At 71.4% G+C, this 26,361-nt stretch carries 28 protein-coding genes and 2 riboswitches; of the genes, 6 read left to right on the forward strand and 22 right to left on the reverse strand.

The window, feature by feature from the left end; translation table 11 throughout:
• Positions 1-140 precede the first annotated feature (140 nt).
• A complete protein-coding gene (locus ABN273_RS40305; RefSeq protein ID WP_349454587.1) occupies positions 141-539 on the reverse strand; it encodes a hypothetical protein in 399 nt (132 codons plus the stop codon).
• A 114-nt stretch (positions 540-653) separates the two neighbouring features.
• Between ABN273_RS40305 and ABN273_RS40310 the strand changes: the two genes are divergently transcribed.
• Both ABN273_RS40310 and ABN273_RS40315 read left to right on the forward strand, forming a co-directional pair.
• Positions 654-1,214 (forward strand): TetR/AcrR family transcriptional regulator C-terminal domain-containing protein, encoded by a 561-nt coding sequence (locus ABN273_RS40310; protein WP_349454588.1) that lies wholly within the window; start codon positions 654-656, stop codon positions 1,212-1,214.
• A 202-nt stretch (positions 1,215-1,416) separates the two neighbouring features.
• Positions 1,417-1,608, forward strand: coding sequence for a DUF5999 family protein (locus ABN273_RS40315; RefSeq protein ID WP_349454589.1), 192 nt, complete (start codon positions 1,417-1,419; stop codon positions 1,606-1,608).
• A gap of 1 nt (position 1,609) precedes the next feature.
• Here ABN273_RS40315 and ABN273_RS40320 read toward each other — a convergent pair whose 3' ends face one another.
• Positions 1,610-2,200, reverse strand: coding sequence for an alpha/beta hydrolase family protein (locus tag ABN273_RS40320; protein ID WP_349454590.1), 591 nt, complete (start codon positions 2,198-2,200; stop codon positions 1,610-1,612).
• Between the two features lie 91 nt (positions 2,201-2,291).
• Between ABN273_RS40320 and ABN273_RS40325 the strand changes: the two genes are divergently transcribed.
• The gene (locus tag ABN273_RS40325) at positions 2,292-2,630 is read left to right on the forward strand and encodes a hypothetical protein (RefSeq protein WP_349454591.1); all 339 of its coding nucleotides are present in this window, start codon (positions 2,292-2,294) and stop codon (positions 2,628-2,630) included.
• Positions 2,631-2,749: 119 nt separating this feature from the next.
• On the opposite strand, the gene ABN273_RS40330 is transcribed toward ABN273_RS40325, so the two are convergent.
• The 8 genes from ABN273_RS40330 to clsA all read right to left on the reverse strand — a co-directional run bounded on the left by ABN273_RS40330 (position 2,750) and on the right by clsA (position 12,918).
• Positions 2,750-3,547 carry a tetratricopeptide repeat protein gene (locus ABN273_RS40330; protein ID WP_349454592.1) on the reverse strand — a complete coding sequence of 266 codons (798 nt, stop codon included), beginning with the start codon at positions 3,545-3,547 and terminating at the stop codon, positions 2,750-2,752.
• 138 nt (positions 3,548-3,685) lie between these two features.
• Positions 3,686-6,526 carry an aminomethyl-transferring glycine dehydrogenase gene (gene gcvP, locus ABN273_RS40335; protein WP_349454593.1) on the reverse strand — a complete coding sequence of 947 codons (2,841 nt, stop codon included), beginning with the start codon at positions 6,524-6,526 and terminating at the stop codon, positions 3,686-3,688.
• Between the two features lie 55 nt (positions 6,527-6,581).
• Positions 6,582-6,694, reverse strand: a riboswitch (glycine riboswitch).
• Positions 6,695-6,794, reverse strand: a riboswitch (glycine riboswitch).
• Positions 6,795-6,917: 123 nt separating this feature from the next.
• Entirely contained in the window at positions 6,918-7,538 is a 621-nt protein-coding gene (locus ABN273_RS40340) for a MerR family transcriptional regulator (RefSeq protein ID WP_349454595.1), read from the reverse strand.
• Between the two features lie 147 nt (positions 7,539-7,685).
• Positions 7,686-8,156, reverse strand: a complete 471-nt coding sequence (locus ABN273_RS40345) for a bifunctional nuclease family protein (RefSeq protein WP_090771501.1) — start codon at positions 8,154-8,156, stop codon at positions 7,686-7,688.
• Between the two features lie 133 nt (positions 8,157-8,289).
• Entirely contained in the window at positions 8,290-8,943 is a 654-nt protein-coding gene (gene ftsR / locus ABN273_RS40350) for a transcriptional regulator FtsR (RefSeq protein WP_349454597.1), read from the reverse strand.
• 67 nt (positions 8,944-9,010) lie between these two features.
• Positions 9,011-9,523, reverse strand: a complete 513-nt coding sequence (locus ABN273_RS40355) for a double zinc ribbon and FHA domain-containing protein (RefSeq protein WP_349454599.1) — start codon at positions 9,521-9,523, stop codon at positions 9,011-9,013.
• Positions 9,524-9,827: 304 nt separating this feature from the next.
• Entirely contained in the window at positions 9,828-12,332 is a 2,505-nt protein-coding gene (locus ABN273_RS40360) for a sugar phosphate nucleotidyltransferase (protein WP_349454600.1), read from the reverse strand.
• A gap of 4 nt (positions 12,333-12,336) precedes the next feature.
• Positions 12,337-12,918, reverse strand: coding sequence for a cardiolipin synthase ClsA (gene clsA / locus ABN273_RS40365; RefSeq protein WP_349454601.1), 582 nt, complete (start codon positions 12,916-12,918; stop codon positions 12,337-12,339).
• A gap of 253 nt (positions 12,919-13,171) precedes the next feature.
• Here clsA and ABN273_RS40370 point away from each other — a divergent pair, with 253 nt between their 5' ends.
• Positions 13,172-13,369 carry a hypothetical protein gene (locus ABN273_RS40370; RefSeq protein WP_349454602.1) on the forward strand — a complete coding sequence of 66 codons (198 nt, stop codon included), beginning with the start codon at positions 13,172-13,174 and terminating at the stop codon, positions 13,367-13,369.
• A gap of 36 nt (positions 13,370-13,405) precedes the next feature.
• Here the strand turns inward: ABN273_RS40370 and ABN273_RS40375 are convergent, their stop codons facing one another.
• The 5 genes from ABN273_RS40375 to ABN273_RS40395 form a co-directional block, all read right to left on the reverse strand.
• On the reverse strand, positions 13,406-14,224 hold the full coding sequence (locus ABN273_RS40375; protein WP_349454604.1) for a GNAT family N-acetyltransferase: 819 nt from the start codon (positions 14,222-14,224) through the stop codon (positions 13,406-13,408).
• On the reverse strand, positions 14,214-14,816 hold the full coding sequence (locus ABN273_RS40380; protein WP_349454606.1) for a phosphoribosylanthranilate isomerase: 603 nt from the start codon (positions 14,814-14,816) through the stop codon (positions 14,214-14,216). The genes ABN273_RS40375 and ABN273_RS40380 overlap by 11 nt, the downstream gene beginning before the upstream one ends.
• 4 nt (positions 14,817-14,820) lie before the next feature.
• The gene (locus ABN273_RS40385) at positions 14,821-15,231 is read right to left on the reverse strand and encodes a hypothetical protein (protein ID WP_349454607.1); all 411 of its coding nucleotides are present in this window, start codon (positions 15,229-15,231) and stop codon (positions 14,821-14,823) included.
• Positions 15,232-15,350: 119 nt separating this feature from the next.
• Positions 15,351-16,031, reverse strand: coding sequence for a response regulator (locus ABN273_RS40390; protein WP_349454608.1), 681 nt, complete (start codon positions 16,029-16,031; stop codon positions 15,351-15,353).
• Positions 16,028-17,620 (reverse strand): sensor histidine kinase, encoded by a 1,593-nt coding sequence (locus ABN273_RS40395; RefSeq protein WP_349454609.1) that lies wholly within the window; start codon positions 17,618-17,620, stop codon positions 16,028-16,030. The genes ABN273_RS40390 and ABN273_RS40395 overlap by 4 nt, the downstream gene beginning before the upstream one ends.
• 130 nt (positions 17,621-17,750) lie before the next feature.
• On the opposite strand from ABN273_RS40395, the gene ABN273_RS40400 reads away from it, so the two are divergent.
• Positions 17,751-18,341 carry a class I SAM-dependent methyltransferase gene (locus ABN273_RS40400; RefSeq protein WP_349454610.1) on the forward strand — a complete coding sequence of 197 codons (591 nt, stop codon included), beginning with the start codon at positions 17,751-17,753 and terminating at the stop codon, positions 18,339-18,341.
• 162 nt (positions 18,342-18,503) lie between these two features.
• Here ABN273_RS40400 and ABN273_RS40405 read toward each other — a convergent pair whose 3' ends face one another.
• The 5 genes from ABN273_RS40405 to ABN273_RS40425 all read right to left on the reverse strand — a co-directional run bounded on the left by ABN273_RS40405 (position 18,504) and on the right by ABN273_RS40425 (position 22,579).
• Complete coding sequence (locus ABN273_RS40405) at positions 18,504-19,283, reverse strand: enoyl-CoA hydratase/isomerase family protein (protein ID WP_349454612.1); 780 nt, start codon at positions 19,281-19,283, stop codon at positions 18,504-18,506.
• 16 nt (positions 19,284-19,299) lie between these two features.
• The gene (locus ABN273_RS40410) at positions 19,300-20,214 is read right to left on the reverse strand and encodes an alpha/beta hydrolase (RefSeq protein WP_349454613.1); all 915 of its coding nucleotides are present in this window, start codon (positions 20,212-20,214) and stop codon (positions 19,300-19,302) included.
• A gap of 9 nt (positions 20,215-20,223) precedes the next feature.
• A complete protein-coding gene (locus ABN273_RS40415; protein ID WP_349454615.1) occupies positions 20,224-20,910 on the reverse strand; it encodes a gamma-glutamyl-gamma-aminobutyrate hydrolase family protein in 687 nt (228 codons plus the stop codon).
• A gap of 286 nt (positions 20,911-21,196) precedes the next feature.
• On the reverse strand, positions 21,197-21,487 hold the full coding sequence (locus tag ABN273_RS40420; protein ID WP_349454616.1) for a ubiquitin family protein: 291 nt from the start codon (positions 21,485-21,487) through the stop codon (positions 21,197-21,199).
• A 12-nt stretch (positions 21,488-21,499) separates the two neighbouring features.
• Complete coding sequence (locus ABN273_RS40425) at positions 21,500-22,579, reverse strand: WD40/YVTN/BNR-like repeat-containing protein (RefSeq protein ID WP_349454617.1); 1,080 nt, start codon at positions 22,577-22,579, stop codon at positions 21,500-21,502.
• 140 nt (positions 22,580-22,719) lie between these two features.
• Here ABN273_RS40425 and ABN273_RS40430 point away from each other — a divergent pair, with 140 nt between their 5' ends.
• Positions 22,720-23,529: a helix-turn-helix domain-containing protein gene (locus ABN273_RS40430; protein WP_349454619.1), complete on the forward strand. Its 810-nt coding sequence runs from the start codon at positions 22,720-22,722 to the stop codon at positions 23,527-23,529.
• Here the strand turns inward: ABN273_RS40430 and ABN273_RS40435 are convergent.
• Both ABN273_RS40435 and ABN273_RS40440 read right to left on the reverse strand, forming a co-directional pair.
• Positions 23,526-24,965 (reverse strand): sialidase family protein, encoded by a 1,440-nt coding sequence (locus tag ABN273_RS40435; protein WP_349454621.1) that lies wholly within the window; start codon positions 24,963-24,965, stop codon positions 23,526-23,528. The genes ABN273_RS40430 and ABN273_RS40435 overlap by 4 nt on opposite strands.
• Before the next feature lie 66 nt (positions 24,966-25,031).
• Positions 25,032-26,132 carry a globin domain-containing protein gene (locus tag ABN273_RS40440; protein WP_349454622.1) on the reverse strand — a complete coding sequence of 367 codons (1,101 nt, stop codon included), beginning with the start codon at positions 26,130-26,132 and terminating at the stop codon, positions 25,032-25,034.
• Between the last annotated feature and the right edge of the window lie 229 nt (positions 26,133-26,361).

Here is a 26,361-nt window from a genome sequence, read left to right on the forward strand (position 1 = left end):
ACGAGGGAGGATGTGCCGGGGCTTCGCTGTGCCACGATCCTGCGCCGCGCCCGCCGGTCGCCCCAGTCGCGCCGGGCCCGCACGACAAGCGCGAAGAACCCCGCCGCCGCCAGGCCGCGGGGTTCGCGTGAAACTCAGGGTCAGAGGGTCGCGGGCACCGGACGGGGCACGCGGGGGATCCCCCACATCCGGTTGTCCTCGCGCAGCGTGCGCAGCCGGTCGACCTCGGCGGTCCACATGGACCCCGCAGGCGTCGCCTTGGCCTTGCGGCGCGCGATCCGGTTGTCGTACGCCTTCACCCCGAACGTGGCCCGCTGCCCCGCCTCGGCGGCCCGCAGCGCGTCCGTCAGCGCACGGTCGAACTCCCGGCCGGCCGCCAGCAGCTCGATCTCGTCGGCCGCGGCCGCCCGCAGCTCACGCAGCGTCTCCTCGGCCAGGCGGGCCTTGTCGAGCAACTCGGGGAAGCTCTTGGAGATCTCCTGGTCCGCGTGGTAGCGAACCTCGGCCTCACGGCTCACCCGCGGACGGAAAAACGCCATCGACCCTGCCCCTTCACACAACCGGTACTCGTTCAACCGCCAAGGGTACGCGGTCGCGCGACACAGCGGGAAATCGGCCCGGCGCAGCGGGCTTTACGAAGTAAGATGATCTCCATGCCCGCCAAGAGACCGCCCGTCCCGCTCTCCCGCGAGCGCATCATCGAGGCCGCACTCCACATCGCCGACAGCCAGGGCCTGCGCAGGCTCACCATGCGCCGGCTGGGCGACGCGCTGCAGGTGGAGGCCATGGCCATCTACCACCACCTGCCCAGGGGCAAGGAGGCGCTGATGGACGCCCTGGCAGAGCACGTGACCACGGTCCACGTCGAGCAGGGGCCGACCTGGCAGGAGACGGCCAAGGCCTGGTGCAGGGCGGAGCGCGAGCTCCTGCGGGAGCACCCTGGCGTACTCGCGCTGGCCCTGACAAAGCCCCCCAAAGGCGCCACAGCCCTCGCCATCAGCGAGCAGACAGAGCAACTCGCCGACGGCGGCCTGCCCGACGCGGCGGAGGCCGTACGCGCCCTGCGGGCCTTCGTCTTCGGGAGCGTGGCGGTCGAGGTTCAGCAGTCAGGCTGGGCCGATCCCGAGGTTGACGAGTGGGTCAGGCGTGACGAAAGAGCCGATGTGGATTTCGAGCGCGGACTCGACGCTCTGCTCAAGGGATTGCAAACGTAGTGCGCGTGTCGCGCTTGGCCCGTTATTCTGCATAAGGCACGCTGTGTCGAAGGTCACATGACCGGGCAAATCTCCCGTAACGGGTCGCAACGGGCTATGCCCGAGAATGTGACATACGTCGCACACTTGCCAGAACAACTTGCCCGAGCCGGCTCCCGACCCCCCAAACGGGAGCATCCCACGAGATATCGGAGGCACGCCGATGTGCCCGCACCACCCGGCCTGTCCGGACGCCGAGGCGCCTGACCGCGAGAAGGCACGCACTCTCGCCTGCCACCCCGAGCAGGGGTGGAGCCTGCTTTGCAACGGCGTTGTCCTGTTCGAGGACACCGGGGAGCTTCTTCCCAGCGGCGCCGCCATCGAACCGCACCGGCCCGTCGTCGGCGCCGCGTGAACTACGCGTAGTGGACGATCCACTCCGCCACGACCTCGCCCACCCGGGCGGGGTCCTTTTTCAGGTCATGCCCCTCCCCCGGCAGCACCACCAGGCGTGCGGCGTCCTCGGCGTCCGGCACCCCGAACGGATCCCGGTCCCCGTTGACCACCAGCACGTCCACCCCGGCGCCGCGTAGCTCGTCGGCCCTGGAGCGTTCCGGCTTCCCCGGTGGGTGCAGCGGGAAAGCCAGCGCCACCACCGCGGCCGCGCCGACCGCCCTGGCCGTACGGCAGGCCACCCGCGCCCCGTTGCTCCGCCCGCCCTGCACGACAGGCAGCCCGGGCCAGCGCGTACGCAACTCCTTGAGGACGATCTCCCACGCCTCGTCCTGCCTGGCCGCCGAGCCCGGCGCGCGCGCCCCCGCCACCCTGAACGCCTGCGTCACCCTGGCGACCGCGGCCCCGGCCTTGAGCGCGGCATCACGTACGGCCAGCAGGTCGGGAGCGTCCACTCCCCCGGACGACCCGTGGGTCAGCACCAGCAGCAGCCGCGGGTCCGTGGCCTCGTCCATTTGGACGAGCGCCGGCCCTCGCGGGGTCATGACCTCCATGCCAGCACCGTACCTGGGGAGGATCGCACGTTAGCTCTCAGGTCGGATGACGGCGTGCCGTCCGCGGTGAATGATTGCTCGCATGCCAGACATGCGCCCTATCCGGGATGATCTGCGGGCCACGCTGGACGCGCGCCGCGACCTCGGTCCCGAGTACGAAGCAGCGCTCGTCGAGTCGTTCGTGGAGCGCCTCGACGCCACGATCTCCGCCCGCGTGCGGGCCGAGCTGGACCACCACGGCGGCACGCCGCACAAGAAGAGCACTCCGGGCGGCGCGATGATTCCGATCGCGCTCGGCTCGATGGGAATCGGCATCCCGCTGACGGCCATCGCGGCGGGCTACGCGGGGCTGGTGGGGCTGACGATCGCCTGGATCGCGATCGTGATCATCAACGTGGCCGCGGCCGGGGCCATCATGCGCCGCAACTGACCCCCTGCGGGCACTCGGCGAAGACGACGGGGCGTCCGCCGGGCAGCCCGGCCGCGTACCTTGGGCCAGGACGTGTCTCCGCGCCTCCGGAGCGGCAGCGGGGTCCCGGGCCGGGTAGGTCAGGCGTCGCGGTGGTAGCGGAGGCGGACCTCGGCGGCCAGGGTCTCGTCCTCGTGTTCAAGCCCGTACGACCACACCCGCCCCGCGTCGTCGCCGCGCCCCCGCAGCGGCAGGGTCCGGGCCAGGAGCTCGATGGCCAGGGCGCTGGTCTGCGGATCCGCGCCGTGCTCGACGCTCTCCGCGAACTCCGCGCACGCCAGGTCCAGATGCGCGATGCCGAGCTGGACCCGCAGCCTCGGCACCTCCTCGGCCGGCGCGACCTCGAGGGCGTCCATGAGCAGGTCGGCCGCCGCCCCGGGCTCCCCCTGCTCCAGCAGCAGGTCGGCCAGCTGCTGGGCGGCGTGCGCGCCGACGTGCGGGTCGCCGGCCTCCATGGCGGCGTGCAGCTCCTTCTCGGCCTCGGCCGGGTCGTCCGAGCTCACGGCCAGCCGGGCCAGCGCGAGGTGGGCCAGCGGCACATACGCGGGCGTACCGACCCCCAGGACGGCCTGCCAGGCGGCCCTGGCCTGGTCGTCCCGGCCCTCCCGTTCGAACCCCTGAGCCAGGTGGCAGGCGGCCTGCGCGGCGTATTCGGGGTGTCCGGTGGCCAGCGCGGTCCTGGCGGCGGCCCTGGCGGCCGCCACGTCGCCGCGCTCCTCCAGCACCACGGCGAGCCCGACGGCCGCCTGCGCCCTGTCGGGCTCGTCGGGATCGGCGACCAGCTCGGCGAGTATGGCGGCGGCGCCGTCGAGATCGCCGCTCTCGGCCAGGCGGCGGGCGGTGTCGAGGGGCGGGGTCTCCAGCTCTGAGGACGTCAAGAGAGCTCCTTCTGGCGACGGTCGCACCGAGCCTAACGACTTCTGACGATCATGTCTGCTCAGTTGACGCGGAAGGACTGCCCGGCGGGCCTCCTGGTCCTCGTACGCGAAGCGACGAGGACCCCCGCCGCCTGGCTCCTAGTCCTCGTACGCCTCCAGCGGCGGGCACGAGCACACCAGGTTCCGGTCCCCGTACGCCTGGTCGATCCGCCGCACCGGCACCCAGTACTTCCCGTCCCGCAGCGACGGCACCGGATAGGCGGCCTCGGTCCGCGAGTAGGGGTGCGGCCACTCGTCCGCGGTGACCGACTCGGCCGTGTGCGGCGCGTTGCGCAGCGGGTTGTCCGTCCTGTCGTACTCCCCGGACGCCACCTTGGAGATCTCACCCCGGATGGCGATCATGGCGTCCACGAACCGGTCCAGCTCGCCGAGGTCCTCGCTCTCGGTCGGCTCGATCATCAGCGTCCCGGCGACAGGGAAGGACATGGTGGGCGCGTGGAAGCCGTAGTCGATGAGCCGCTTGGCCACGTCGTCCACGGTGACCCCGGTCTCCTTGGTGATCTGCCGCAGGTCGACGATGCACTCGTGGGCCACCAGCCCGCCGCGCCCCGTGTAGAGCACGGGGTAGTGCGGGGCGAGCCGCCTGGCCAGGTAGTTCGCCGACAGGATGGCCTGCTCGGTGGCCGCCGTGAGCCCCTCAGAGCCCATCATCCTGATGTACGCCCAGGAGATCGGCAGGATCCCCGCCGACCCGTACGGCGCCGCCGAGACGGGGCCCACCGGCGAGCCGTCGCGCAGCGGGTGGCCGGGCAGGTAGGGCGCCAGGTGGCCGCGTACCGCGACGGGCCCGACGCCGGGACCGCCGCCCCCGTGCGGGATGCAGAACGTCTTGTGCAGGTTGAGGTGGGACACGTCCGCCCCGAACTCGCCCGGCTTGGCCAGCCCGACGAGCGCGTTCAGGTTGGCGCCGTCCACGTAGACCTGGCCGCCGGCGTCGTGCACCTTGGCGCAGACCTCAGTGATCGTCTCCTCGTACACGCCGTGCGTCGAGGGGTACGTCACCATGATCGCGGCCAGCTGGTCGCGGTGCTTCTCGATCTTGGCGTCGAGATCGGCCAGGTCGACGTTGCCGTCGGAGTCGCAGGCCACGACCACGACCCGCATGCCCGCCATGATCGCGCTGGCCGCGTTGGTGCCGTGGGCGGAGGACGGGATGAGGCAGACGTCGCGCCCGTCGTGGCCATTGGCTCGGTGGTAGGCGCGGATGGCCAGCAGCCCGGCGAACTCGCCCTGCGAGCCGGCGTTCGGCTGGATGGAGACGGCGTCGTAGCCGGTCACCTCGGCCAGCCAGCCCTCCAGCGTGCCGATCAGCTCCCGGTAGCCGTCAGCCTGGTCGTCGGGCGCGTACGGGTGGATCGCGGCGAACTCGGGCCAGGTGACCGGCTCCATCTCGGTGGTCGCGTTCAGCTTCATCGTGCAGGAGCCGAGCGGGATCATCGAGCGGTCGAGCGCGATGTCCTTGTCCTGCAGCTTGCGCAGGTAGCGCAGCATCGCGGTCTCGGAGCGGTGGCTGTGGAAGACCGGGTGGGTCAGGTACGCCGACTCGCGCACCAGCGAGGCGGGCAGCGCGTCGGCGTCCCCGTCCACATCGGCGCTGTCCGCATCGGTGCGCTCGATCCCGAACGCGGCCCACACCTTGGTCAGCTCGGCGGCCCCGGTCTTCTCGTCGCAGGCGATGGACACGTGGTCGTCGCCGGCCTGCCAGAGGTTGACGCCCTGCTCGGCGGCGGCGGCGACCACGGCGGCGGCCCGGCCTGGCACGCGCACGAGCACGGTGTCGAAGAACTCGCGGTGCACGACCTCCAGCCCCGCCTCGCGCAGCCCGCCGGCCAGGGCCACGGCGTACCGGTGCACCCGCCGGGCGATCCCGCGCAGCCCCTCGGGGCCGTGGTAGACGGCGTACATGCCGGCGATGACGGCGAGCAGGACCTGCGCGGTGCAGATGTTGCTGGTGGCCTTCTCGCGGCGGATGTGCTGCTCACGGGTCTGCAGGGCGAGCCGGTACGCGGGGTCGCCGTCGGCGTCCACCGACACGCCCACCAGGCGGCCGGGAAGCTGGCGCTGCAGGCCCTCGCGTACGGACATGTACGCGGCGTGCGGCCCGCCGAACCCGAACGGCACCCCGAACCGCTGCGACGACCCGATCGCGATGTCGGCGCCCAGCTCGCCGGGCGCGGCCACGATCGTCAGGGCCAGCAGGTCGGCGGCGGCCACGACGAGCGCGCCCGCCTCGTGCGCGGCGGCGGCCACTGCGCGGAAGTCACGCAGCCGGCCCGACGCGCCCGGGTACTGCACCAGCACGCCGAAGCACTCGGGCAGCTCGCCGTCGAGGGTGTGCTCCACCAGCTCGATGCCGAGGGGCTCGGCCCTGGTGGCGAGCACGGACTTGGTCTGCGGCAGCGCGTCGGCGTCCACCACGAAGACGTTGCTCTTGGACTTGCCGGCGCGGCGGGCCAGCGTCATCGCCTCGGCGGCGGCCGTGCCCTCGTCGAGGAGGGAGGCGCCCGCGACGGGCAGGCCCGTCAGGTCGGAGACGACGGTCTGGAAGTTCAGCAGCGCCTCGAGGCGGCCCTGCGAGATCTCCGGCTGGTACGGGGTGTAGGCGGTGTACCAGCCCGGGTTCTCCAGCAGGCTGCGGCGGATGACGGCGGGCGTGACCGTGTCATAGTAGCCCAGGCCGATCATCGAGGTGAGCACGCGGTTGCGCCCGGCCAGGGCGCGCAGCTCGGCGATGGCCTCGGCCTCGCCGATGGCGGCGGGCAGCTTGAGCCGGTCCTTGGCCCTGATGGCCTCGGGAACGGCCACGGCCACCAGGTCCGCCACGGACTCGAAGCCCACGGCCTCGAGCATGCGCTGCTGCTCGGACTCCGACGGGCCGATGTGTCTGGACGAGAACGGCGGAGCTGACAGGTCGGTCATGGAAAGTGCCTCCCGAGGCTTTGGAGACCGGCGCCAGGGCGCGGGCGAGTGCCGGATCTCCCCCTCTGTCAGCGCGGCGGGACCGCGACCTGAGAGCTTCACCCCGCGAACGGGGCTTGCACCGTCGGTGAGACGCGCCTGGCGGGTGCGCCTGCTTTCCAGAGTTGCCTCGCCCGAGCGGTACGGGGTGCCTGAGAGATTCCGGGGAGGGTTGCTCCTTCGGCGCCCCGGAGCCCTCAGGCTCCAGAGACTCTCCCGCACGGGGTCGTCAGCCTTGCTGTCCTAGATTACAACCCTATCCGTTACGGACGAATTTCCACGACAGGGCACGTTTAGTCGGCCCGCGCGTAGGGGCCCCGTTCGGGGCCCACGCAGGCGGCGGGGTTCGCGCTCAGCCTATGCGTCGCGCGCGGCGGCGCCGGGCGAGTTCGTCAGCGGGGTGGTCGGCCGGGACGGTGTCCTCGACCGCCGCTCTTTCCCCCGGCAGCTCCGCGAGGGATCCCTCGACCTCCCGCCAGACCCGGCCGAGCGCGATGCCGAACACGCCCTGACCGCCCTGGAGCAGGTCGATCACCTCGTCGGCCGAGGTGCACTCGTAGACGCTGACGCCGTCGCTCATGAGCGTGATCTGCGCGAGGTCGGCCACCCCGCGGTCACGCAGATGCTGCACGGCCGTGCGGATCTGCTGCAGCGACACCCCGGTGTCGAGGAGCCGCTTGACGACCTTGAGCACCAGGATGTCGCGGAAGCTGTAGAGCCGCTGGGAGCCCGAGCCCTGCGCGGCTCTTATCGTGGGCTCCACGAGGCCCGTGCGCGCCCAGTAGTCGAGCTGCCTGTAGGTGATGCCGGCCGCCGCGCAGGCCGTCGGCCCGCGGTATCCAATGTCGGCCGGCAGCGTCGCCGGCTGCTCGTCGAAGAGCAGGCCCTGCTCCCCGGCACGCTGCCGCGCGCTCTCGCGCCGTACCGGATCTTCCTGGCCGGCCGTCTTTCCCTCGCCGCTGCTGACCGCCACGCGGACCTCCGGCTTTCTCTCATCCCGTGGCCTGATCTGGGGGTTCGTAAAGGGCGGCCACGGGTTTCACTTGCACCGTAGGACCGCGACCATGCTCAGTCAACGATCCGGCTCGGCGCGTCGTGAAGCGTAAATGCACCGAAATACCTACCCCGCCCTGCCGAAGTCTTCGGGAGTGATCGTGTCAAGGAACTCCCTGAACTTCTCCACCTCGTCCTCCTGGTCGTCCGGGATGATCACCCCGGCCTCCTGGACGACCTCCTCGCTGGCGAAGATGCGCGCTCCCGTGCGCAGGGCGAGCGCGATCGAGTCGGACGGGCGCGCGCTCACCTCCACGCCGTTGGAGAACACCAGGTCGGCGAAGAAGATGCCGTCGCGCAGGGCAACGATGTTGACCGCTCGCAGGCCTACGCCCAGAGCACTCAGCACGTCTCGGAAGAGGTCGTGGGTGAGCGGCCGCGGCGGGGGCTCCTCCGCTTGGGCCAGGGCGATGGCGGTCGCCTCGGTCATGCCAATCCATATAGGAAGGAACCGCTCCCCGTGTGCCTCCTTGAGCAAGACGATCGGCTGATTTGTGGGCATTTCTACTCGAACGCCCACGACCTCCATCTGCAACACGGGCTGCTCCGTATTCCTGACCGGTCACCCGGCACAGTTATCTGGCTCGTCGCTTCTGCTGACTGGCTACTGCAATTCAACGTAACACCCGGCGGGCATGGACCGCGCCTCCGCCTCCCAGCTCGACAGGGTCTCAGCGCCCCAGGACGGACCGGATCCCCGACCGCACAAGGGATGCGTGCAAATCGAGCAACAGTGCGGAAAGCTCCCTCGCGACCTCATCGGCCTCCCCGATGGCGCCGGGAGCCCGCCGTTTGAGTATGGGTGCGACGGTCTGCTCGACCAGGCCGCACTCGCGCTCGGCCGCCGCCTTGACCGCGCGCAGGTGGCGGGCGCGCAGACCGAAGCGGGCCAGGGCGCCGACGCTCCGGGCCACGTTGAGCGCCTCCTCGTCGTAGCGCCTGGCCACCGGGGCGAGCAGCCCGTAGTCCTCCAGCTCGGTGAGCGTCTCCTCGTCGATCCCCGCCGCCTCGAGCAGCTCGGCCCGGCTGAGCCGGACCTCCTGCTTGTCCTGCACGGCGCGCGGGCGGCCGAAGCTCTCCGCCATCCTGTCCTTGATCACCCGCAGCGGCAGATAGTGGTCGCGCTGCTCGGTCAGGATGAAGCGCAGCTGCTCCACGTGCAGGTGGGTGAACTTGCGGTAGCCGGACGGGCTGCGCTCGGGCTCGATCAGCCCTTCACCCTCCAAGAACCGGATCTTGGAGATCGTCACATCGGGGAACTCGCCGCGCAGCAGCGCGAGCACCTCCCCGATGCTCATGTGCGAGCGGGCCGCCTGTGCGCTCATGCGGCCTCCCTCGGCGGCCCCATGCGCTCGCATGAGGCTGTGCTTGTCGGTCGCCCGCTTCGTTCGCTCATGCGCCGGTGCTGGTCCGCATCAGGAAGACGAGGCGGAACTTGCCGATCTGCACCTCGTCTCCGGAGTGCAGGGGGACCTCCTCGATGCGCTCCCTGTTGACGTAGGTGCCGTTGAGGCTGCCCACGTCGCGCACGGAGAACTGGCCGCCGCGGTGCCGGTAGAACTCGACGTGGCGGCGGGAGACCGTGATGTCGTCGAGGAAGATGTCGCTCTCCGGATGGCGCCCGGTCGTGGTGAGATCCTTGTCCAGCCGGAAGCGGCTCCCCTGGTTGGGGCCCCTGGTCACCGTCAGCAACGCCGTGCCGGGCGGCAACTGCTCGACGAGCGCCCGCTCGGCCAGGAGCATGTCGCCTGTCTCAGCCTCGTACGCCTCGATTCCCGCGATGGAGATCGTAGATGTGGTGTCCCCGGAGACCTCGTGTCTGGTCAGCGGTGACCCACAACGGGAACAGAAACGGGCATCCTCGGGGTTGGCGTGCCCGCACTGCGTGCAGTAGACGCTCGGCATCGATCGGCTCGGCCTCCTACCGCGAAGACGCGGCGACGGTGCTCATGGGCGCGCCTCGCTTCGCTTTTTCAAGTTTGCGAATGCCGCAACATACGCTGATCAGCGGCAAAGGTCAAGGCGGGGCACTGGACTGTGGTTTGGACGCAGACAAAGTTACCGTCGCCCCCGCCCCGTGGTCCATGCCGCCGCGCGTTTCTACATTACGATCTTGCGGCACTGTCCGCGCACCCTGTAAGTGGCGTTCCGGGTTCCCTGTAACGCAACTGTCATCCGAGTGGCCTCCGTCACCGTCTGCGACTGCTGGTCAACCGGCGGCCTGCTCGACGATGCGGGCCCACCGTTCGAGCAAGGCCTGGGCGCTGTCCATGTCGTTCGCCTCGGCCCACAGGTCGGTGACGGGCTCGGCGGCGGCGGGCAGCACCAGCACCCAGCTCCCGTCGTCGTGGGCCACGCGCACGCCGTCGGTGGTGTCGATGCGCCGGCCCTCGTGCTCCGCCTCGGCCGCCTCGATGACCGAGCGCATGACGGCGCCCTTGGCCGCCCACGGCGTGGGCACGGTCCGCTTGAGCATCTTCACCTCGGGGATCCTGGCGTCGATCTGGCTGAGCGACAGGCGGGTGCGGGCCACCAGGCCGAGCATGCGCATGAACGCGGCCAGCCCGTCGATGGCCGGGCTGAACTCCGGCACGACGAAGCCGCCGCGCCCGTCCGCGGCGAAGATCATGTCGGCGTCGGCGGCGGCCGAGGTGAGGGCGTCGAGCGCGGTGGAGGTCCACTGCACCTGCACGCCGTGGAAGCGGCAGACCTGCTCGGCCACCCTGGTCGTGGTGACCGGCAGCGCCACCTGGCCGCCCCTGCGCTCGGCCGCGACGAGGTCGAGCACGACGAGCAGGGCGCGTTCCTCGTTGATGAGGTGGCCCATCTCGTCCACCAGGGCGATGCGCTCCCCCACCGGGTCGAACCGGACGCCGAACGCCGCCCGCGACGAGCTGACCAGCTCCGACAGGCGTTGCAGGTCGCGGCGGCGCTCGGCCAGCGTCTCGGTGGGCGAGACGTCGTCCAGGCGGGCGTTGACGGTGAGCACCTCGACGCCGACCCGGCCGAGCAGCGTGGGCAGCACCAGCGAGGACGTGCCGCCCGCGCAGTCCACGACGACCTTCATGTCCCTGACGTCGCCCACGTCGACGTGGCGCAGCAGCTCGTGGGTGTAGTCCTCGACGGCCCTGGCCGGGTAGGCGAGTGAGGCGATCTCGCCGGGGAAGGCGCGGCGGAACTCCTGGCGGGAGACGACCCGCTCCAGCTTGCGCTGCGCGGCCGGCGGCAGGTCGGCGCCGCGGCCATCCATGATCACGATGTCCACGCTCTGCGGGTCGCCCGGCGTGGTGCGCAGCGCGATGCCGCCCGCGACCGACTCGCGCGCCGTGTGGAAGCGGGCGACGGGCAGCGGGGCGGCCTCGAGGTCCAGGACGTTGATCGCGCCCGCGGTGAGCGCGCCGATGACGGCCCTCTTGAGCGCCCTGGCGGCCAGGGAGCAGTCGCGGGAGGTGACGACGTACTCGCCCTTCTTGAGGGTGGTGGCGTACGCGCTGGCCAGGCGGACGCAGAGCTCGGCGGTGATCTCGACGTTGACCAGGCCGCTGACCCCTCTGGGGCCGAACAGGTTGCGCTGGCCGCGCGACTCCCAGATGACGCTCGTGTTGACGACCGCGCCGGCCTCGATGGTCTTGAACGGGTAGACCCTGACGCCGCTGGAGACGTACGCCTCGGGCTCGATGACGCATTCGTCGCCGATGACGGCGTTCTCCTCGATGCGGGCGCCCGCCATGATGTCGGTGCTCTTGCCGATGACGCAGCCGCGCAGGTGGGCGGCGGGGCCGAGGTAGACGTTGTCGTGGACGACCGCGCGGTGCAGGAAGGCGCCCTCGCGGACCACGGCGTTGTTGCCGAGCACGGTGTACTCGCGCAACTCGGCGCCGGCCTCGACCTTGGCGTAGTCGCCGATGAGCAGCGGGCCCTTGAGCACGGCGTCGGGATCCACGGAGGCCGAGTCGGCGACCCAGACGCCCGGTGAGAGCTCGAAGCCGCCGATGTCCACGTTGACCTTGCCCGACAGGGCGTCGGCCTGGGCCTTGAGATAGCTGTCGTGGGTGCCTATGTCCTCCCAGTAGCCGTCGGCCACATAGCCGTAGATCGCGGCGCCGCGATCGAGGAGGGCGGGGAAGACGTCGGAGGACCAGTCGACGGGCTCGCCCGGGGCCACCGCGTCGAGGACTTCGGGCTCCATGACGTAGATGCCGGTGTTCACGGTGTCGGAGAAGACCTGGCCCCAGGTGGGCTTCTCGAGGAAGCGCTGAACGCGTCCCTCGTCGTCCACGATGATGATCCCGAACTCGAGGGGGTTCGGCACGCGCTTCAGGCCGATTGTCACAAGGGCCGAATTTTCACGGTGAAATCGGATCATGTCCGATAAATCGATATCTGTCAGGGCATCGCCGGAGATGACCAGGAATCGGGCGTCGCGGAGGCGGTCGGCGGCGTTCTTGACGCTGCCCGCGGTACCGAGGGGCACGTCCTCGGTGGCGTACTCGAGGCTCATGCCCAGCTCGTCGCCGTCGCCGAAGTAGTTGCGCACGAGGGCGGCCAGGAACTGGAGCGTGACCACCGTCTCGGTGACGCCGTGCCGCTTGAGCAGGCGCAGCACGTGCTCCATGATCGGGCGGTTGGCCACGGGCAGCAGCGGCTTGGGCTGGTTGGCGGTCATGGGACGCAGCCGCGTGCCCTCTCCCCCTGCCATGACGACCGCCTTCACCCGATCACTCCTTTTTGGCCGCGGTTACGAGTTGGAGCACCTGCACCACGTACAACACGCCTGCCCACCAGTACAGGCCCGTTCCCCATAGCGCGAACGCCCACCCGACAATTCGGGCTATATCGGCATACCACCCCGTATGGGAGGCAAGGAAGAGGAGAGGGAAAGCGTACATGAGGTTGAACATGGCGGCCTTGCCCAGGAAATGCACCTGAAGTGCCTTGTAGCCATGTTTGCGAAGTACTGGGATGAAACTTCCGACGAAGAGTTCACGGCCCACGATGACCGCGACCAGCCACCACGGGATGACGTCACGTAGCAGCAGGCCGACGATGGTGGCGAAGACGTAGAGCTTGTCGGCCGCCGGGTCGATGATCCGGCCCAGCCTGCTGGTCTGGTTGAACGCCCGTGCGATCTTCCCGTCGAGCCAGTCGGTGAACCCGGCCACCGCGAGGATCCCGATGGCCCACCCGTCCGCCTTGGGTCCGAGAACCAGCCAGAGGAACACGGGGACGCCCAGGAGTCGCAGGAAGCTCAGGAGGTTGGGAACCGTCCAGATTCGGTCCTCGGCGGAAGTTTCGCTCACGCAGCAGACCCTACTGCGTGGAACTCCAACACAGCGGCCCCACCTTGAGCGCTTACCACGCCACCGACCGACGCCGCCATCCAGCGCTTATGGGGCCGTAGCGGGACGCCACACCCTACAGCTCCGGGGCGAGGCCGCACACCCGCTGCTCAGCGCTCGACGCCCGGCTCACGGACGGCGCCTCCGCGGGGCCCGAGGCGTAGGCGCGGCGGCACCCCGGGAACTGTCGGTGCCGGGTGCTTGAGTGGGAGGCATGCGTTACGGCATCGACGTCGCGATCCTCGGCGACCTCGCGGACCCGGCACGCCTGGTCACCCTCGCCTGTGCGGCCGAGGCCGCCGGGTGGGACGCCGTGCTGGTGTGCGACCATTTGGCCTTCGCCTGGGGCATACCGTCGGCCGACCCGTGGGTGGCCTCAGCCGCCGAGCAGCTCAGCGACAGATCACGATAGCGGCTCGGATCGTCGCCGGGCCGAGGGGCGTCGTGGTCAGGCGCGGAGGAAGGCGTGGGTGCGGCCCAGCTCCACGAAGCCGAGCTTGGCGTAGAAGTCCTTGGGCCAGTCGGCCGCGTCTGCCACCAGGAAGACCAGCTCGGCCTCCGCCGCCTGCGCGAGCAGCGCCGACATCAGGGCACGCGCGTGCCCCTTGCCCCGGCGCCTCTCGCCGGTGAAGACACTCTCGATCTGGGCGACGCCTCCGTGCACGTACAGGTCGGCCCTGGCGGCGATCTCGCCGTCAGGAGCGCGCACCCCCCAGAAGCTCACCTCGTCGGCGCCGCGCAGCCGGACCTCCACCCGCCGGGTAAGCCGGTCGAGCACCTCCTCCGGCGCCTGGGGCAGCGTCGCGCGCCAGTCGCGCCGCACCACGGGCAGCAGCTCCGCCAGGGAGAGCCGCTCGGCCGCGGGCGGGCTGAGCGGTCCGGGCGGGAGCGAGCCGCGGAAGGCCATGATCAGGTTGTTCTCCTGCTCGTAGCCCGCGGCGGCGAACGCGGGCGCGAGCGCGGTCCCGAGCCGGTCGTCGTCCACGCACACCAGCCGGTGCTCCCGCTCGGCGAGCACCTCGTCCGCCGCCCGCAGCAGCCTGTCGGCCGCCTCCGGCGCACCATCGGACGGCTCGGGGCCGGGGCCGACGATCAGCTTGTTGTCGTCGTACGAGCCGGGAAAACGATCGTCCAGCACCGCGAACCCGCCGGGCACCGCCACGACCCGGGGCGCCTTGCGGCGGGCGAAGGCGTGCTGGAAGCCCACCGCGCGGGCCAGGTCACCTGCCGCCGAGGCCGCCCGGTCCAGCGTGAGGTCAGCCGACACCGCGGACCTCCCGCAGGAACTCCCGGATGAGGGCCGAGTCCTTCACCCCGGGCGAGATCTCGACACCGCTGGACACGTCGACCCCCCACGGGTCGGCGGCCGCGATCGCCTCCGTCACGTTCGCGGGCGTGAGGCCCCCCGCCAGCAGCCACTGGCCGGTGGGCCGGCCGCGGACCGCGGCCCAGTCCCACGGCTGCCCGGAGCCGGCGTGCGGCGCGTCCACGAGGAGCAGGTCCTCGTCGAAGGCCCCGCACCGCAGGTCGGCCTCCGCGTCGACGGCCCTGATCAGCCGGAGGCCGAGGTCCTTGAGCGCGGTGAAGTCGCCGTGCGGGTGCCTGCCGTGCAGCTGGATGGCCCGCACCCCGGACGCCAGCGCCGCCGCCCGCACCGTGTCCGGGTCCTCCCCGCGGAACACCCCGACGGTCAGGACGTGGCCGGGCACCGCCGCGGCCAGCTCCGCCGCCCGCTCGGGCGTGATCCTGCGGGGGCTCCGGGTCATGACGAACCCGATCGCGTCCGCGCCCGCCTCGACGGCGGTGGCCACGTGCTCGGGCTCGCTCAACCCGCAGATCTTCACATACACCACACCCATGACCTTAGCGGCGGCGGGCGGCCGCCGGTGACCATGCCCAGCTGAGCACGGCCACGATCAGCCCGAACAGGAGCACCCCGTTGGGCAGGTGCGCCCCCAGCCACAGCCAGGTGAAGTGCTGGGCGAGCCCCACGACGAACAGCGCGACGCTGGCCAGCGCGGGCCAGCCCGCCCCGCGCCCGGGACGCCAGACGAGCACGGCCAGGACGATCTGGACGAGGGCCACGAGGTGGACGACCATGCCCGCCATGACGTGCGTCTCGGCCATGGCGGCGGACTCCACGGCCTGGCCGGCGAACGAGGCGGCCACGAGCAGCGCGGCGGCCTGGGCGGTGACGACGATGCGCAGGCTGTGAAGCAGGCCCGGCGAGAGCCGGGCGGCCGTCCTGGGGTGCTGAAGCATGGTTTCCGGCATGGTGATCAGAGGTCCTTTCCTGAAAGGCAGGGAGTTGACGGACCAATGTTCGGGCCGCGGGCCGCCGACGGTCGTCAGCCTGCCGGGTGATCGCCCGTCCGCCACCCGGCGGACCCCGCTCAGGAGGGCGGGCGCGGCTGGCGTACCGGGCGGAAGGAGGCGTCGACCAGGCCCGTACGGTGGGCCACGACCGCGGCCTGGATGCGGTTGCGCAGCCCCAGCTTGTCCATGGCCGCCGCGACGTGGGTCTTGACCGTCGTCACCCCCACGTGCAGCTCCTCCGCGATCTCCGCGTTGGACAGCCCGGTGCCGACCAGGGCGAGCACCTCGAGCTCGCGCTCGGTCAGCCCGGCGGGCGGGGGCGCGGCGGCCTGCTCCTCGGCGGACAGGAAGCGCTCCACGACCCGCCGCAGCACCGACGGCGCCAGGAGCTGCTCGCCCGTGGCCGCCCGGCGCACGGCGTCCACCATACGTTCAGGTTCGTCGTCCTTGACCAGGAAACCGACCGCGCCGGCCCGCAGTGCGGCGTAGACGTCGGCGTCCTCGGCGAACGTCGTCAGCACGACGATCCGGGTGCCCGGCCGGGCGGCGAGCACCCGCTTGATCGCCTCCAGCCCGTCCACCCTGGGCATGCGCAGGTCCATGAGGATCACGTCGGGCAGGTGGCGCTCGGCCAGGCGCACCGCCTCGGCGCCGTCCTCGGCCTCGCCGACGACCTCCATGTCGCCCGCGGCCTGCAGCAACATCCGCACGCCCGCGCGTACGAGCGCCTGGTCGTCGGCCACCAGCACGCGGATCACGCGGCGCTCCTCGACGGGAGGTTCGCGGCCAGCAGCCAGCCGCCCTCGCCGTCCGGACCGGCGGTGAGGGTGCCGCCGAGGGCGCGGACGCGTTCGCGCATGCCGGCCAGGCCGCGCCCGGACGAGGGCAGGCGTTCGGCGGCGCTGGCCGGGCGGCCGTTGCGGATCTCCACCGACAGCCCCTCCTCCGAGGGGGTGACGGCGACGCGGACCCGGGTGCCGGGGCCGGCGTGTTTGAGCACGTTGGTGAGTCCTTCCTGGACGATGCGGGCGGCGGAGGCCCGGGCGATGAGCGGAGCCCGGTCGGTGGCGGGGTCGAGGTCGAGGTCCACGACGAGCCCGGCGGCGGCCATGCGCTCGGCGGACTCGCGGACCACGTCGGAGGGGTTGGCGAGCAGGTCGGGCTGGCGTTCGGGGTCGCGCAGCAGGTCGAGCAGGTCGCGCAGGTCCTGCAGCACCTGGTGGCCGGTCTCGCGAATGTCGGTGAGTGCTTCGGCGACGGGGCCTTCTGGGGCGGTGTAGCGGGCGGCGCCGGCCCGCAGCACCATCGCCCCCACGTGGTGGGCCACGATGTCGTGCACGTCGCGGGCGATGCGCTCGCGCTCGGCAAGCTGGTCGGCGCGCACCTGGGCGACGGCCGCCCGGGCGGACTCCTCGGCGCGCAGCCGCTCGGCGGCCGCCGCTGCCTGGCGCATGCCGAGGTAGCGGCCGATCGCGACGGGCGTGGCCACCAGCGTCATGAGAGTTCCGACGCGGAACCCGGTGATCTCGGTGACCGGGCCGACGACGGCGATCGCGGTCAGCATGCAGCCCGCGAAGTACGCGACCGCCGTCCACGCCCAGGAGCTCACCCGCATCGTGAACACGCCGAGCGCGATCAGCGTGAGAATCACGCAGGTGGTGACGGCGTCGTTCAGGTAGGTGTCGGTGGTGACGAGCAGGACGCCCTGCGCGAGGAACACCAGCCCGGGCAGCCGCCTGGCGATGCCCAGCGACAGGCCCCCGACCACGGCGAGCAGCCCGACCATCCAGACGGGCTGGGAGCCCGTGTGCCAGCTGGTCCAGGTGCTGAGCACGGTGATCGCCACCCCGCCGGCCGCCAGCAGCGCGTCGGGCGTGACGTCCCGCTCCTCCAGCCGCCCCGCGGAGCTGCGCAGGTACGCCCCGAGCAGGGCGGGGAAGACCGGCAGGAAGACCGAGTACACCCAGCTGTTCATCGTGAGCGCGATGCCGGGATCGGCCATGTTGGCCGCGGTCGCCGCGATCGTGGCGGCCACCGCGACCGTGACGGCCCGCCACTCGGAGCGGTATCCCGCCACCCCGAGCGCGACGCAGACGAGGATCTGCACCGTGTTGGAGGTGAACGACCCGAGCTGGTCGGTCACGACCAGGAACCCGGCCAGGTAGAGCACGACCGGCACCGGCCGGCGCCGGACGAACCCCATGGGCACGCCCGCCAGCAGCGCCATCGGGATGTTCATCTCGGCGGGCAGGAACTCGGTGTCGCCCGCGTGTGCCGTCGTCAACAGATCCAGGCCCACGCCCGAGGCCGCGAGCAGCACATCCAGCGGCCAACCACGCCAACGCATGCCCCACACGGTATCGGGCCAGCCTGACGGGCTGATCCTCCGCTCGGAGGACCCCGCCTCCTCCATCTGGCCGCAGGTCCGCCCCGACGAGGGAGCGCCCGGGAGAGATCGCACCCCTAGGTTTCCGGACATGCCTAACGACACCGCACTTTTTCTCGGCCAGTTCTTGCGTACCCCCGCCACGATCGGAGCCGTCGCGCCCAGCTCGCGGCGGCTCGCCGCGGCCGTCTGCGCGCCCATCCCCGAGCGCGGCGAGCCCACGGTGGTGGAGCTCGGCCCCGGCACCGGCCCGTTCACGGCGGAGATCCAGCAGCGGCTGGGCGGGCGCGGCCACCACCTGGCCGTGGAGGTCAACGAGCCGATGGCACGGCTGCTGGCGGCCCGCTTCCCGGCCGTGGACGTGGTGCACGCCGACGCGGCCCGGCTGGGCGAGCTGCTCGCCGAGCGCGGGCTGTGGCAGGCGGACGTGGTGGTGAGCGGGCTGCCGTGGGCGGCGTTCCCGCAGAGGTTGCAGCACTCCTTGCTGGACGCGGTGACGTCGGCGATGAGCCAGGGGGCGGCGTTCACGACGTTCTCCTACATGCACGCCATCCCGCTGAGCTCGGCCCGGCGTTTCCGCGCGCTGCTGGCCGAGCGGTTCGAGGAGGTCGTGCCGGGGCGTACGGTCTGGCGCAACACTCCTCCGGCCTTCGTCTTCCATGCGCGCAGGCCCCGGACTTAAGGTGAGGGGAGGCGGCCATGGTGCGCGCAGGCCGGGGTGAGCCTCTGCCTCGTCCCCGGAGCAACGTTCTCGGCCTCGGTGAACAGGCCCTCGACATCCGCGCGACCCAGGCCGCCCCGTCCTCCTCCCGCTACCCGAGGCCCGGGGAAGCACACCCGCCGCTCAGCCGAACGACGGGGGCCGCTTCTCCCGCACCGCGCGCACGCCTTCGGCCACGTCGGGGCCGGTGAAGCCGAGGAACTCCATGGCCAGGGAGGCGTCGAAGGCGGGACCGGCCAGGCGCAGCCAGTTGTTGAGCGAGTATTTGGTCAGCCTGATCGCCTCCTGGGCGCCGGAGGCGAGCCTGACCGCGATCTCCATGGCCTTGTCGTGCACCTGGTCGTCGTCCACGCAGAGGCTGACCAGGCCCATCCGCTCGGCCTGCGCGCCCGTGACGGGCTCGCACAGCAGCAGGTGGTACTTCGCCTTGGCCAGGCCGCACAGCAGCGGCCACACGATCGCCGCGTGGTCGCCCGCCGCGACGCCGAGCCTGGTGTGCCCGTCGATGATCCGCGCGGTGCGGCCCGCGACGGAGATGTCGGCCAGCAGCGCCACCGCCAGTCCGGCCCCGACCGCCGGGCCCTGGATGGCCGAGACGATCGGTTTGGAGCAGTTGAGCACGTTGTACACGATGTCACGGGCCTCGGCGAACACGCGCAGCCTGGTGGCGTGGTCGCGGGTCATCTCCTCGATCATCGACAGGTCGCCGCCCGCGGAGAACGCCTGGCCCTCTCCCCTGACGACCACAGCCCTGACGCCGTCGTCCCGGTCGGCGTCGCGCCAGATCTCGCCCAGCTCGCGGTGGGCGGTCGCGTCCACGGCGTTGAGCCTGGACGGCTCGCTGATCGTGACCCGGAGCACGCCGTCGGCCGGGGTGTCGATCTTGAGCTTGGTGTACGTCAAAAGGACTCCCCCAGCGTCAAAACGACTCCCGCAGCCGGTCGGCGACGTACTCGCGGGCCTCGATGGCCTGGTCGAACAGGCCCGGCAGGACGAAGAAGCCGTGCACCGCGCCGTCGAACCTGCGCAGCTCGGCCGGCACGCCCGCGTCCGCCAGGCGGCGGGCGTACCGCTCGCCCTCGTCCCTGAGCACGTCGCACTCGGCGGTCACGACCGTCGCGGGCGCGAGGCCGGCGACGTCGGGCAGGCGCAGCGGCGACAGCCGCGGGTCCGCCGGGTCGGCGCCGGGCGCGTACTGCCGGGCGAACCACGCCATCTCCTCGGCGTCCAGCCCGAACCCCTTGGCGAACTCGCGGTAGCTCGGCGTGTCCATGCCCACGTCGAGCGCGGGATAGACGAGCGCCTGGTGCGTGAGGGTCAGCCCGGCGTCGCGGGCCTGCCAGGCGGCGACGGCCGCGAGGTTGCCGCCCGCGCTGTCGCCGACGACGGCCACGCTGCCGTTGCTCTGGTAGAAGGCGGGGCGGGCGAAGATGTTGCGCACCACCGTCCAGGCGTCCTCGGCGGCGGCCGGGAACGGGTGCTCCGGAGCCAGCCGGTAGTCGACGGACACCACCACGGCGCCGGTGCGGATGGCCAGGTCGCGCCCGGCCGCGTCGTTGCGTTTGACGCTGCCGAAGACCCAGCCGCCGCCATGGAAGTAGACCACTACCGGCAGCGGGCCGTCGCCCGGGTCGGCACGGTAGATCCGGATGGGCACGCCCTCCGCCAGCTCGTCCCGGACGAACGGCAGTTTCGTCGACGCCCCCCGGTGGGCGGCCAGGCCGTCCTGCGCGCGCAGCTCCTGGATCCCGGCCAGGTCGAGCGTGGCCGGATCGGTGTTCAGATCCGACGGGTAGAGGGCGACGTACTCCCGCGCCTGGGGGTGCAGCGGCATGATCGCAGCCTAGCGGGCCGCCTCGATGAACGCATCGAAGAGCCGGGCGTCGCCGTCACGCTCCGGGTGCCACTGGACACCCACGCCGAACCTGTGGCCCTGCAGCTCGATCCCCTCGACGATCTGGTCCTCCGCCCAGGCCACGGCCAGCAGGCCGCTGCCGAGGCGGCGTACGGACTGGTGGTGGGGCGCGGTGACCTCGACCCGCTCGCCCACGGCCTTGCCGAGCTTGCTGGAGACGCTGACCTGGATCGTGTGGCCGGCGTCCGGCTCGCCGTGGCGGTCGTTGTCGAGCACCTGGGGCAGCCAGGGGATCAGCGTGCCGCCCTGGGCGACGTTGAGCACGTGCATGCCCCTGGCGATGGCCAGGATGGGCACGTCGGCCCGGACGGCGGCCCTGGCCAGGGCCAGCTCGAACCGGTCGCGGTGCCGTTGCGGCTCGGGCACGCGCTCGTCGCGCTCGCCGCCGTAGGCGTCCGCGCCGACCTCCGTGCCTCCGGCCAGCACGATGCCTTGGAGGCCGCGTACGTAGTCCTCGATTGCGGGCGTGCCGATCGGCGGCAGCATCACGGGCGCGCCCCCCGCTCGCCCGACCGCCTTGGCGTAGGAGGGAGGTGACAGCACGGCCTCGCGTACGTAGTCACTCCAGCGGGCGGCCTCGAGGTAGGCGGTGATACCGATCAACGGTCGGGACATGCGATCTCCAGGGGGCATAGGAGCCGCCATCAGCCTGTCGAGGTGACGGCCACATGCCCATCATGGCGCAGACTCTTTCCGTTATGTCACCTCTCCCAAAGATCTACCACTTCTGTCCCCGTGGAGTGATGCGCCGCCCTCCCGCCGATGGCCTCAGACGGCACAGCCCCGGGGAGCATCGTGCCCGTGACCTGGTCATGCGCGCCGTGAGGCGGACACCGTTCCCCACGGCACCCGGCCCACGCGCGTCCAGCCCCGCGCACCCGCGCCGCGCGTCCGGCCGGGCTCAGGCGAGCGCGGGCGTGACGTAGACCTCGGCGCCCGGGGGCAGGGCGCAGTCGAGACCGCCGAGCCCCCGGGCGTTCTCGCCGCACACGATCATGCTGATGTGCCTGCGGATGCGCCCGTACTCGTCGCGCAGCCGCGCCTCCAGCAGCGGATGCGTACGTCGGAGCATGTCGAGCGCCGACCCCAGGGTGGGCGGCGAGTCGCGGTCGGCGGCGACGGCGAAGACCTTGACCTCCGTGCTCCCGCTCACCCACCGGCGCAGCATGCCCGGGAGCACGAAAACCACCATGGTCACCATCGTCTAGAGCACCGCCGCGCGCACCGTGAGCACGTCGGGCAGGTGGCGGCCGACCAGCGACCAGGTCTCGCCGTCGTCGCGCGAGCAGTAGACCTCGCCGTCGCGCGTGCCGAAGAACACCCCCGCCTCCGACGCGGTCATCGCGTCACGCAGCACGCTCCCGTGCACTGGCCCCTCGGGCAGCCCCGTGCCGAACGGCCGCCACGACTGGCCCGCGTCGTCGCTGCGGTAGACGCGGTAGCGGTGATCGACCGGCGTGCGGTCCATGTCGGCGTTCAGGGGCAGCACGAAGACGGTGCCGGGCCGCGACGGGTGCGCCACGATCGGGAAGCCGAAGTCCGACGGCAGCCCCGCGCCGATGTCGTGCCAGCTCCCGCCGAAGTCGTCGCTGCGGTAGACGCCGAAGTGGTGCTGCAGGTAGAGCCGCTCGGGACGGGAAGGGTCCATGGCGACCTTGTGCACACACTGCCCGAACTCCGGGTATTGCTGCCCCTCGGGCAGGAAGGGGGCCCGGATGTTCTGGTTGGCGGCCTCCCACGACAGCCCGCCGTCGGTGGAGCGGTAGAAGCCGCCGGTGGAGATCGCGACGCCCAGGGTCTGGGGGTCGCTCGGGTGCACGATGATCGTGTGCAGGCACAGGCCGCCGCCGCCCGGCTGCCACTGCGGCCGGTGCGGGTGCTCCCACAGCCCCTCGACCAGCCGGTAGGTGACGCCGCGGTCCTCGGAGCGGAACAGCGCGCCCGGCTCGACGCCCGCCCACACCACGCCGGGCTCGGACGGCGAGGGTGCGAGCTGCCACACCTTCGTCAGGGTCGTCTCCGTCTTCTCCGGGAAGGCGATGGGCGGCTGCTCCGCCTCGCCCCAGGTCTTCCCGAGGTCGTCCGAGTAGACGACGGACGGGCCGAAATGACCGTATTCGATGCCGGCCAGGAGCCGGGGTGTGGTGCCGCGGGTGTCGATCGCCACCGAGGGCACCGCGACCGTGGAGAACTGGATCGGCTCGATCTCGAACGGGCCGCCGCCGGTCGAGCGGGCGAGGAACAGGCCCTTACGGGTGCCGATCGCGAGGATTGCGTCACTCATGGCATCGCTCCTTCTCGTCGTGCCGCCATCGTGCCACGTAGCACCGACAGGTTCTGAGGACTGGGAGTTTTCCTCCCGCAGGAGCCGCATTACCTGGCGGGTAATCGAGACGCTTCCCTCCAGGCGATAACGTGCCGGACATGGGAGCTGTAGCCATTAATGAGACGTCTTTTGGTGAACTGTTGCGTTCGTGGCGGCAGCAGCGGCGGGTGAGCCAGCTGGACCTGTCCATAGAGGCCGACGTTTCGGCCCGCCACATCAGTTTCCTGGAGACCGGGCGCGCCCGGCCGAGCCGCGAGATGGTGATGAAGCTGGCCGAGGAGCTGGAGGTGCCGCTGCGGCACCGCAACAGGCTGCTGGTGGCCGCCGGGTTCGCTCCGGTCTATCCCGAACGCGAGATACGCGGCCCTGAGTTCGAGATCGTACGCCGGGCGCTGGACAAGATCCTGGCCGGGCACGAGCCGTACCCGGCAGTCGTGGTGGACGCGATGTGGAACCTGGTGGCGGCCAACTCGGCGGCCGCGATGTTCATGGAGGGGGTGCCGGACGAGCTGCTGAAGGAGCCGATCAACGTGATGCGGTTGTCGCTGCACCCGCAGGCGATGGGCGGCCGGCTGCTGAACCTGGCCGAGGTCCGCGCCCATCTGCTGCACCAGCTGCGCAGGCAGTCCGAGATGTCCGGCGACGGGCGGCTGGCCGAGCTGCACGACGAGCTGGCCTCGTACACCTATCCGGGGGTGGACCTGAACGTGGCCCACGTGCCCGGTCCCGCGGACATCCTGGTCCCGCTGCGGATCGCGGCCGGAGACCGGGTGTTGTCGATGTTCACCACGATCGCGACGTTCGGGACGCCGGTGGACGTGACCGTCTCCGAGCTGGCCATCGAGACGTTCTGGCCGAACGACGAGGAGACCGCCGCCGCCTTCCAGGAGGGGTTCAAGCCGGGTTAGCGGGCTGTCGCGGGCAGCTCCGGCGACTGCTCGCCGGCCGCGACGGGCGCGTCGACCGCGAGCGGGGCGCGGCCACCGCCGGTGATCGGCAGCCCGCCTGTGACGGTGTAGGTACGCACGTCGTGCGCGCCGCCCGCGGGGGCGGCCGCGGCCGTGAAGGCCACGTAAGCCTTGCCGCCGGGGATGATCGAGGTGGAGATGTAGTCGCCGGCCATGCGGCCGTCCGCGGTGTTGGCGAACCAGCCGGGCTCCATCGGCCCGTACAGCTCGGCGGGCGGCGACCAGCTCGCGCCGCCGTTGCCGGAGGAGGTGTAGCCGACCGTGAGGCGGCAGGTGGCGGCCGTGCAGTCGGCGGCCGGGTAGCGGTAGTACGCGAGCGCCAGCCTGGCGGTGCTGCCGGAGCTGTCGCGATCGACGCCGAGGCCGGGGATGAAGTGGTCTCCGCCGTCGTTCGTTATCCGCGTGACGTCGCCCCACTCCTCGCCGGTGGCCGAGGTGCTCATGACGATGTCGTTGCCGCCGCAGCTGAGCTGGAAGCGGCAGTCGTGCCAGGCGACGTACACGGTGCCTTGCGCGTCGGCCTCCGCCGACGGCAGCGGCGCGGCCCGCAGCCCGCCGGCGACCGTGTGCCGCCGCACGGTCGCGACGAGCACGCTGTCGCCCCAGCTCGCGCCGCCGTCGCCGGAGCGTATGGAGCGGATCTGCTGCTCCGTGCTCAGGTACGGCACCACGACGGCGCCGTTGGGCCGCACGACCGGCTGCCCGCCGAGACCGGTCGCGGACGTGGGGGTCTCCTGCCAGGTGAGGCCGCCGTCGGAGGAGCGGGACACCTTGATCGCGTTGCCCGCGGCGGCGTCGTCGAACACCGTGTAGCAGCGGCCGTGGAACGGGCTGCGCGGGGCGTTGTCGCAGACGATCCAGCTCTTGTCCAGGTCGCCCCCGTTCGCGACGGCGGTCGTGACCGGGTTCTCCCACGTCCGGCCGCCGTCGGTGGAGCGGCTGGTGAGCACGGCCGCCCCGGTGATCCCGCCCGTGTCGGTGAGCGCCAGCGAGGCGACCAGCCAGACGCCGTGCCTGGCGTCGAACGCCACCGACGGGTCGCTGACCCGGTTGTAGGTCCCGCCGCCGAACGTGGTGATCCCGGGCAGGACGCCCTTGGTCCACGTGGCGCCGTTGTCGGTGGAGGTCGCGAACGCGATGCCGGACGCCCCTCCGTCGAAGAACCGGCCCGCCTGCTGCGCGGCCACGATGGTCGTGCCCGACTGGAAGGTGTCGGGGCCGGCCTGGGTGCCGTGCTGGCTGGTGGCGTTCGCGTACGAGTCGGCCCCGAGCTCCGTCAGGGGGACGGCCTCGGACGCCAGGGCAGGAACGGGGGTGAGGAGGAGCGTCATGGTCAGCAGCCCGCCGATTCCTCGGCGCCTGGCGGGGGATGGCACAGTCCACCTCCACGTTGGCGTGTCATCCTCCACCTCTCACCTTTCGACCCGAACTGTCAAGATCTGTCAGCGTTCGGCCTGGATGATGTCCCGGTGGATGCGTGACAGGGGCACGCCGTCGATCTGGAGGCGGCGAACCGTCTCGTTGACCATGGCGGTCGGGCCGCACACGTACACGTCGTGCTCGGCCCAGGAGTGGAAGCGCTGCGTGACCTCGGGCAGGTGGCCCCGCATCCCGTCGTACGAGGGCTGGTCAGACACCACGGGCAGCACCCGCAGCCAGGGGAATGACGACTCCATTCTGATCAGGTCGGGCAGGTCGTACAGCTCGTCGGCCGTGCGCGCGCCGTACAGCAGGTGGATGTTGGGCCGGCGGCCCGAGGCGATGATGTGCTCGATGATCGCCTTCAGCGGCGCCAGGCCGGTGCCGCCCGCCACGCACAGCACGTCGCGTGTGCTGCGGTCGCAGGGCGTCATCGTGCCCATCGGCGGGCCCAGCATGAGCGTGTCGCCGATGCGGGTGTGCCTGATGAGCGTGGTGGACACCCAGCCGCCGGGGACCGAGCGGACGTGCAGCCTGATCGTGTTGTCGGGGCGCGGCGCGTTCGCGATGGAGAAGGTCCGCCAGACGCGCGGCCAGCGCGCGGTCTGCACGTTGACGTACTGTCCCGGCGTGTACGGCAGCTGCTGCGTGGGCCGCAGCGTGAGGACCGCGATGTCACGATGGCGCTGCTCGTGGTCGATCACGTCGGCCAGCCACCAGGCGGGCGTGTCCCCCGAGTCGGAGTCGGCCGCCTCCATCATGAGATCCGCGGCCGCCGTGTACGCCGCGACCCAGGCCGCCTCGATCTCGTGGTTCCAGACGTCGGCCGCGAAGCGGCGGATGGTGGCGAGCAGCGCGTTGCCGACCGCGGTGTAGTGCTCGGCGAGCACGCCGTACTTGCGATGGTCCCTGCCCAGCTGGCCCAGGAAGGCCGCGAGGCTGTCCGGGCTGTCCAGGCTCCACACGATCCGGGTCAACGCGCTGAACAGGCGATCGCGCTGAACGTCCATGGCGGGCGGGAACATGCCGCGCAAGTGCGGGCTTTCGGCGAACAGCCGGCCGTAGAAGTAGGCCGTGGCCTTGTCGGCCTGCGGTTCGATGACGGAGAAACTCTCTTTTACCAAGCGCGGATTCAACGACATTTACCAACCCCACCTAGGGACCGGAAAGGTATTCCGGTCGTGTCGTTCACCTCCTTGACGGCTCCGGGTCTTGAGCGCCCGGTCCCTCCCCGGCACTCCGATGCGCTCGAAATTGAGTCTTACACCACCGATGACCCGCCACAACCGTTTCCCCCCAATACGGTGGGAAGCGAGCTATCCGTAGTCGTCTGGTGATTTTCTGTGCCTGATT

Source organism: Nonomuraea sp. B19D2, assembly GCF_040137845.1.
In the GTDB taxonomy this organism is placed as follows: Bacteria; Actinomycetota; Actinomycetes; order Streptosporangiales; family Streptosporangiaceae; genus Nonomuraea.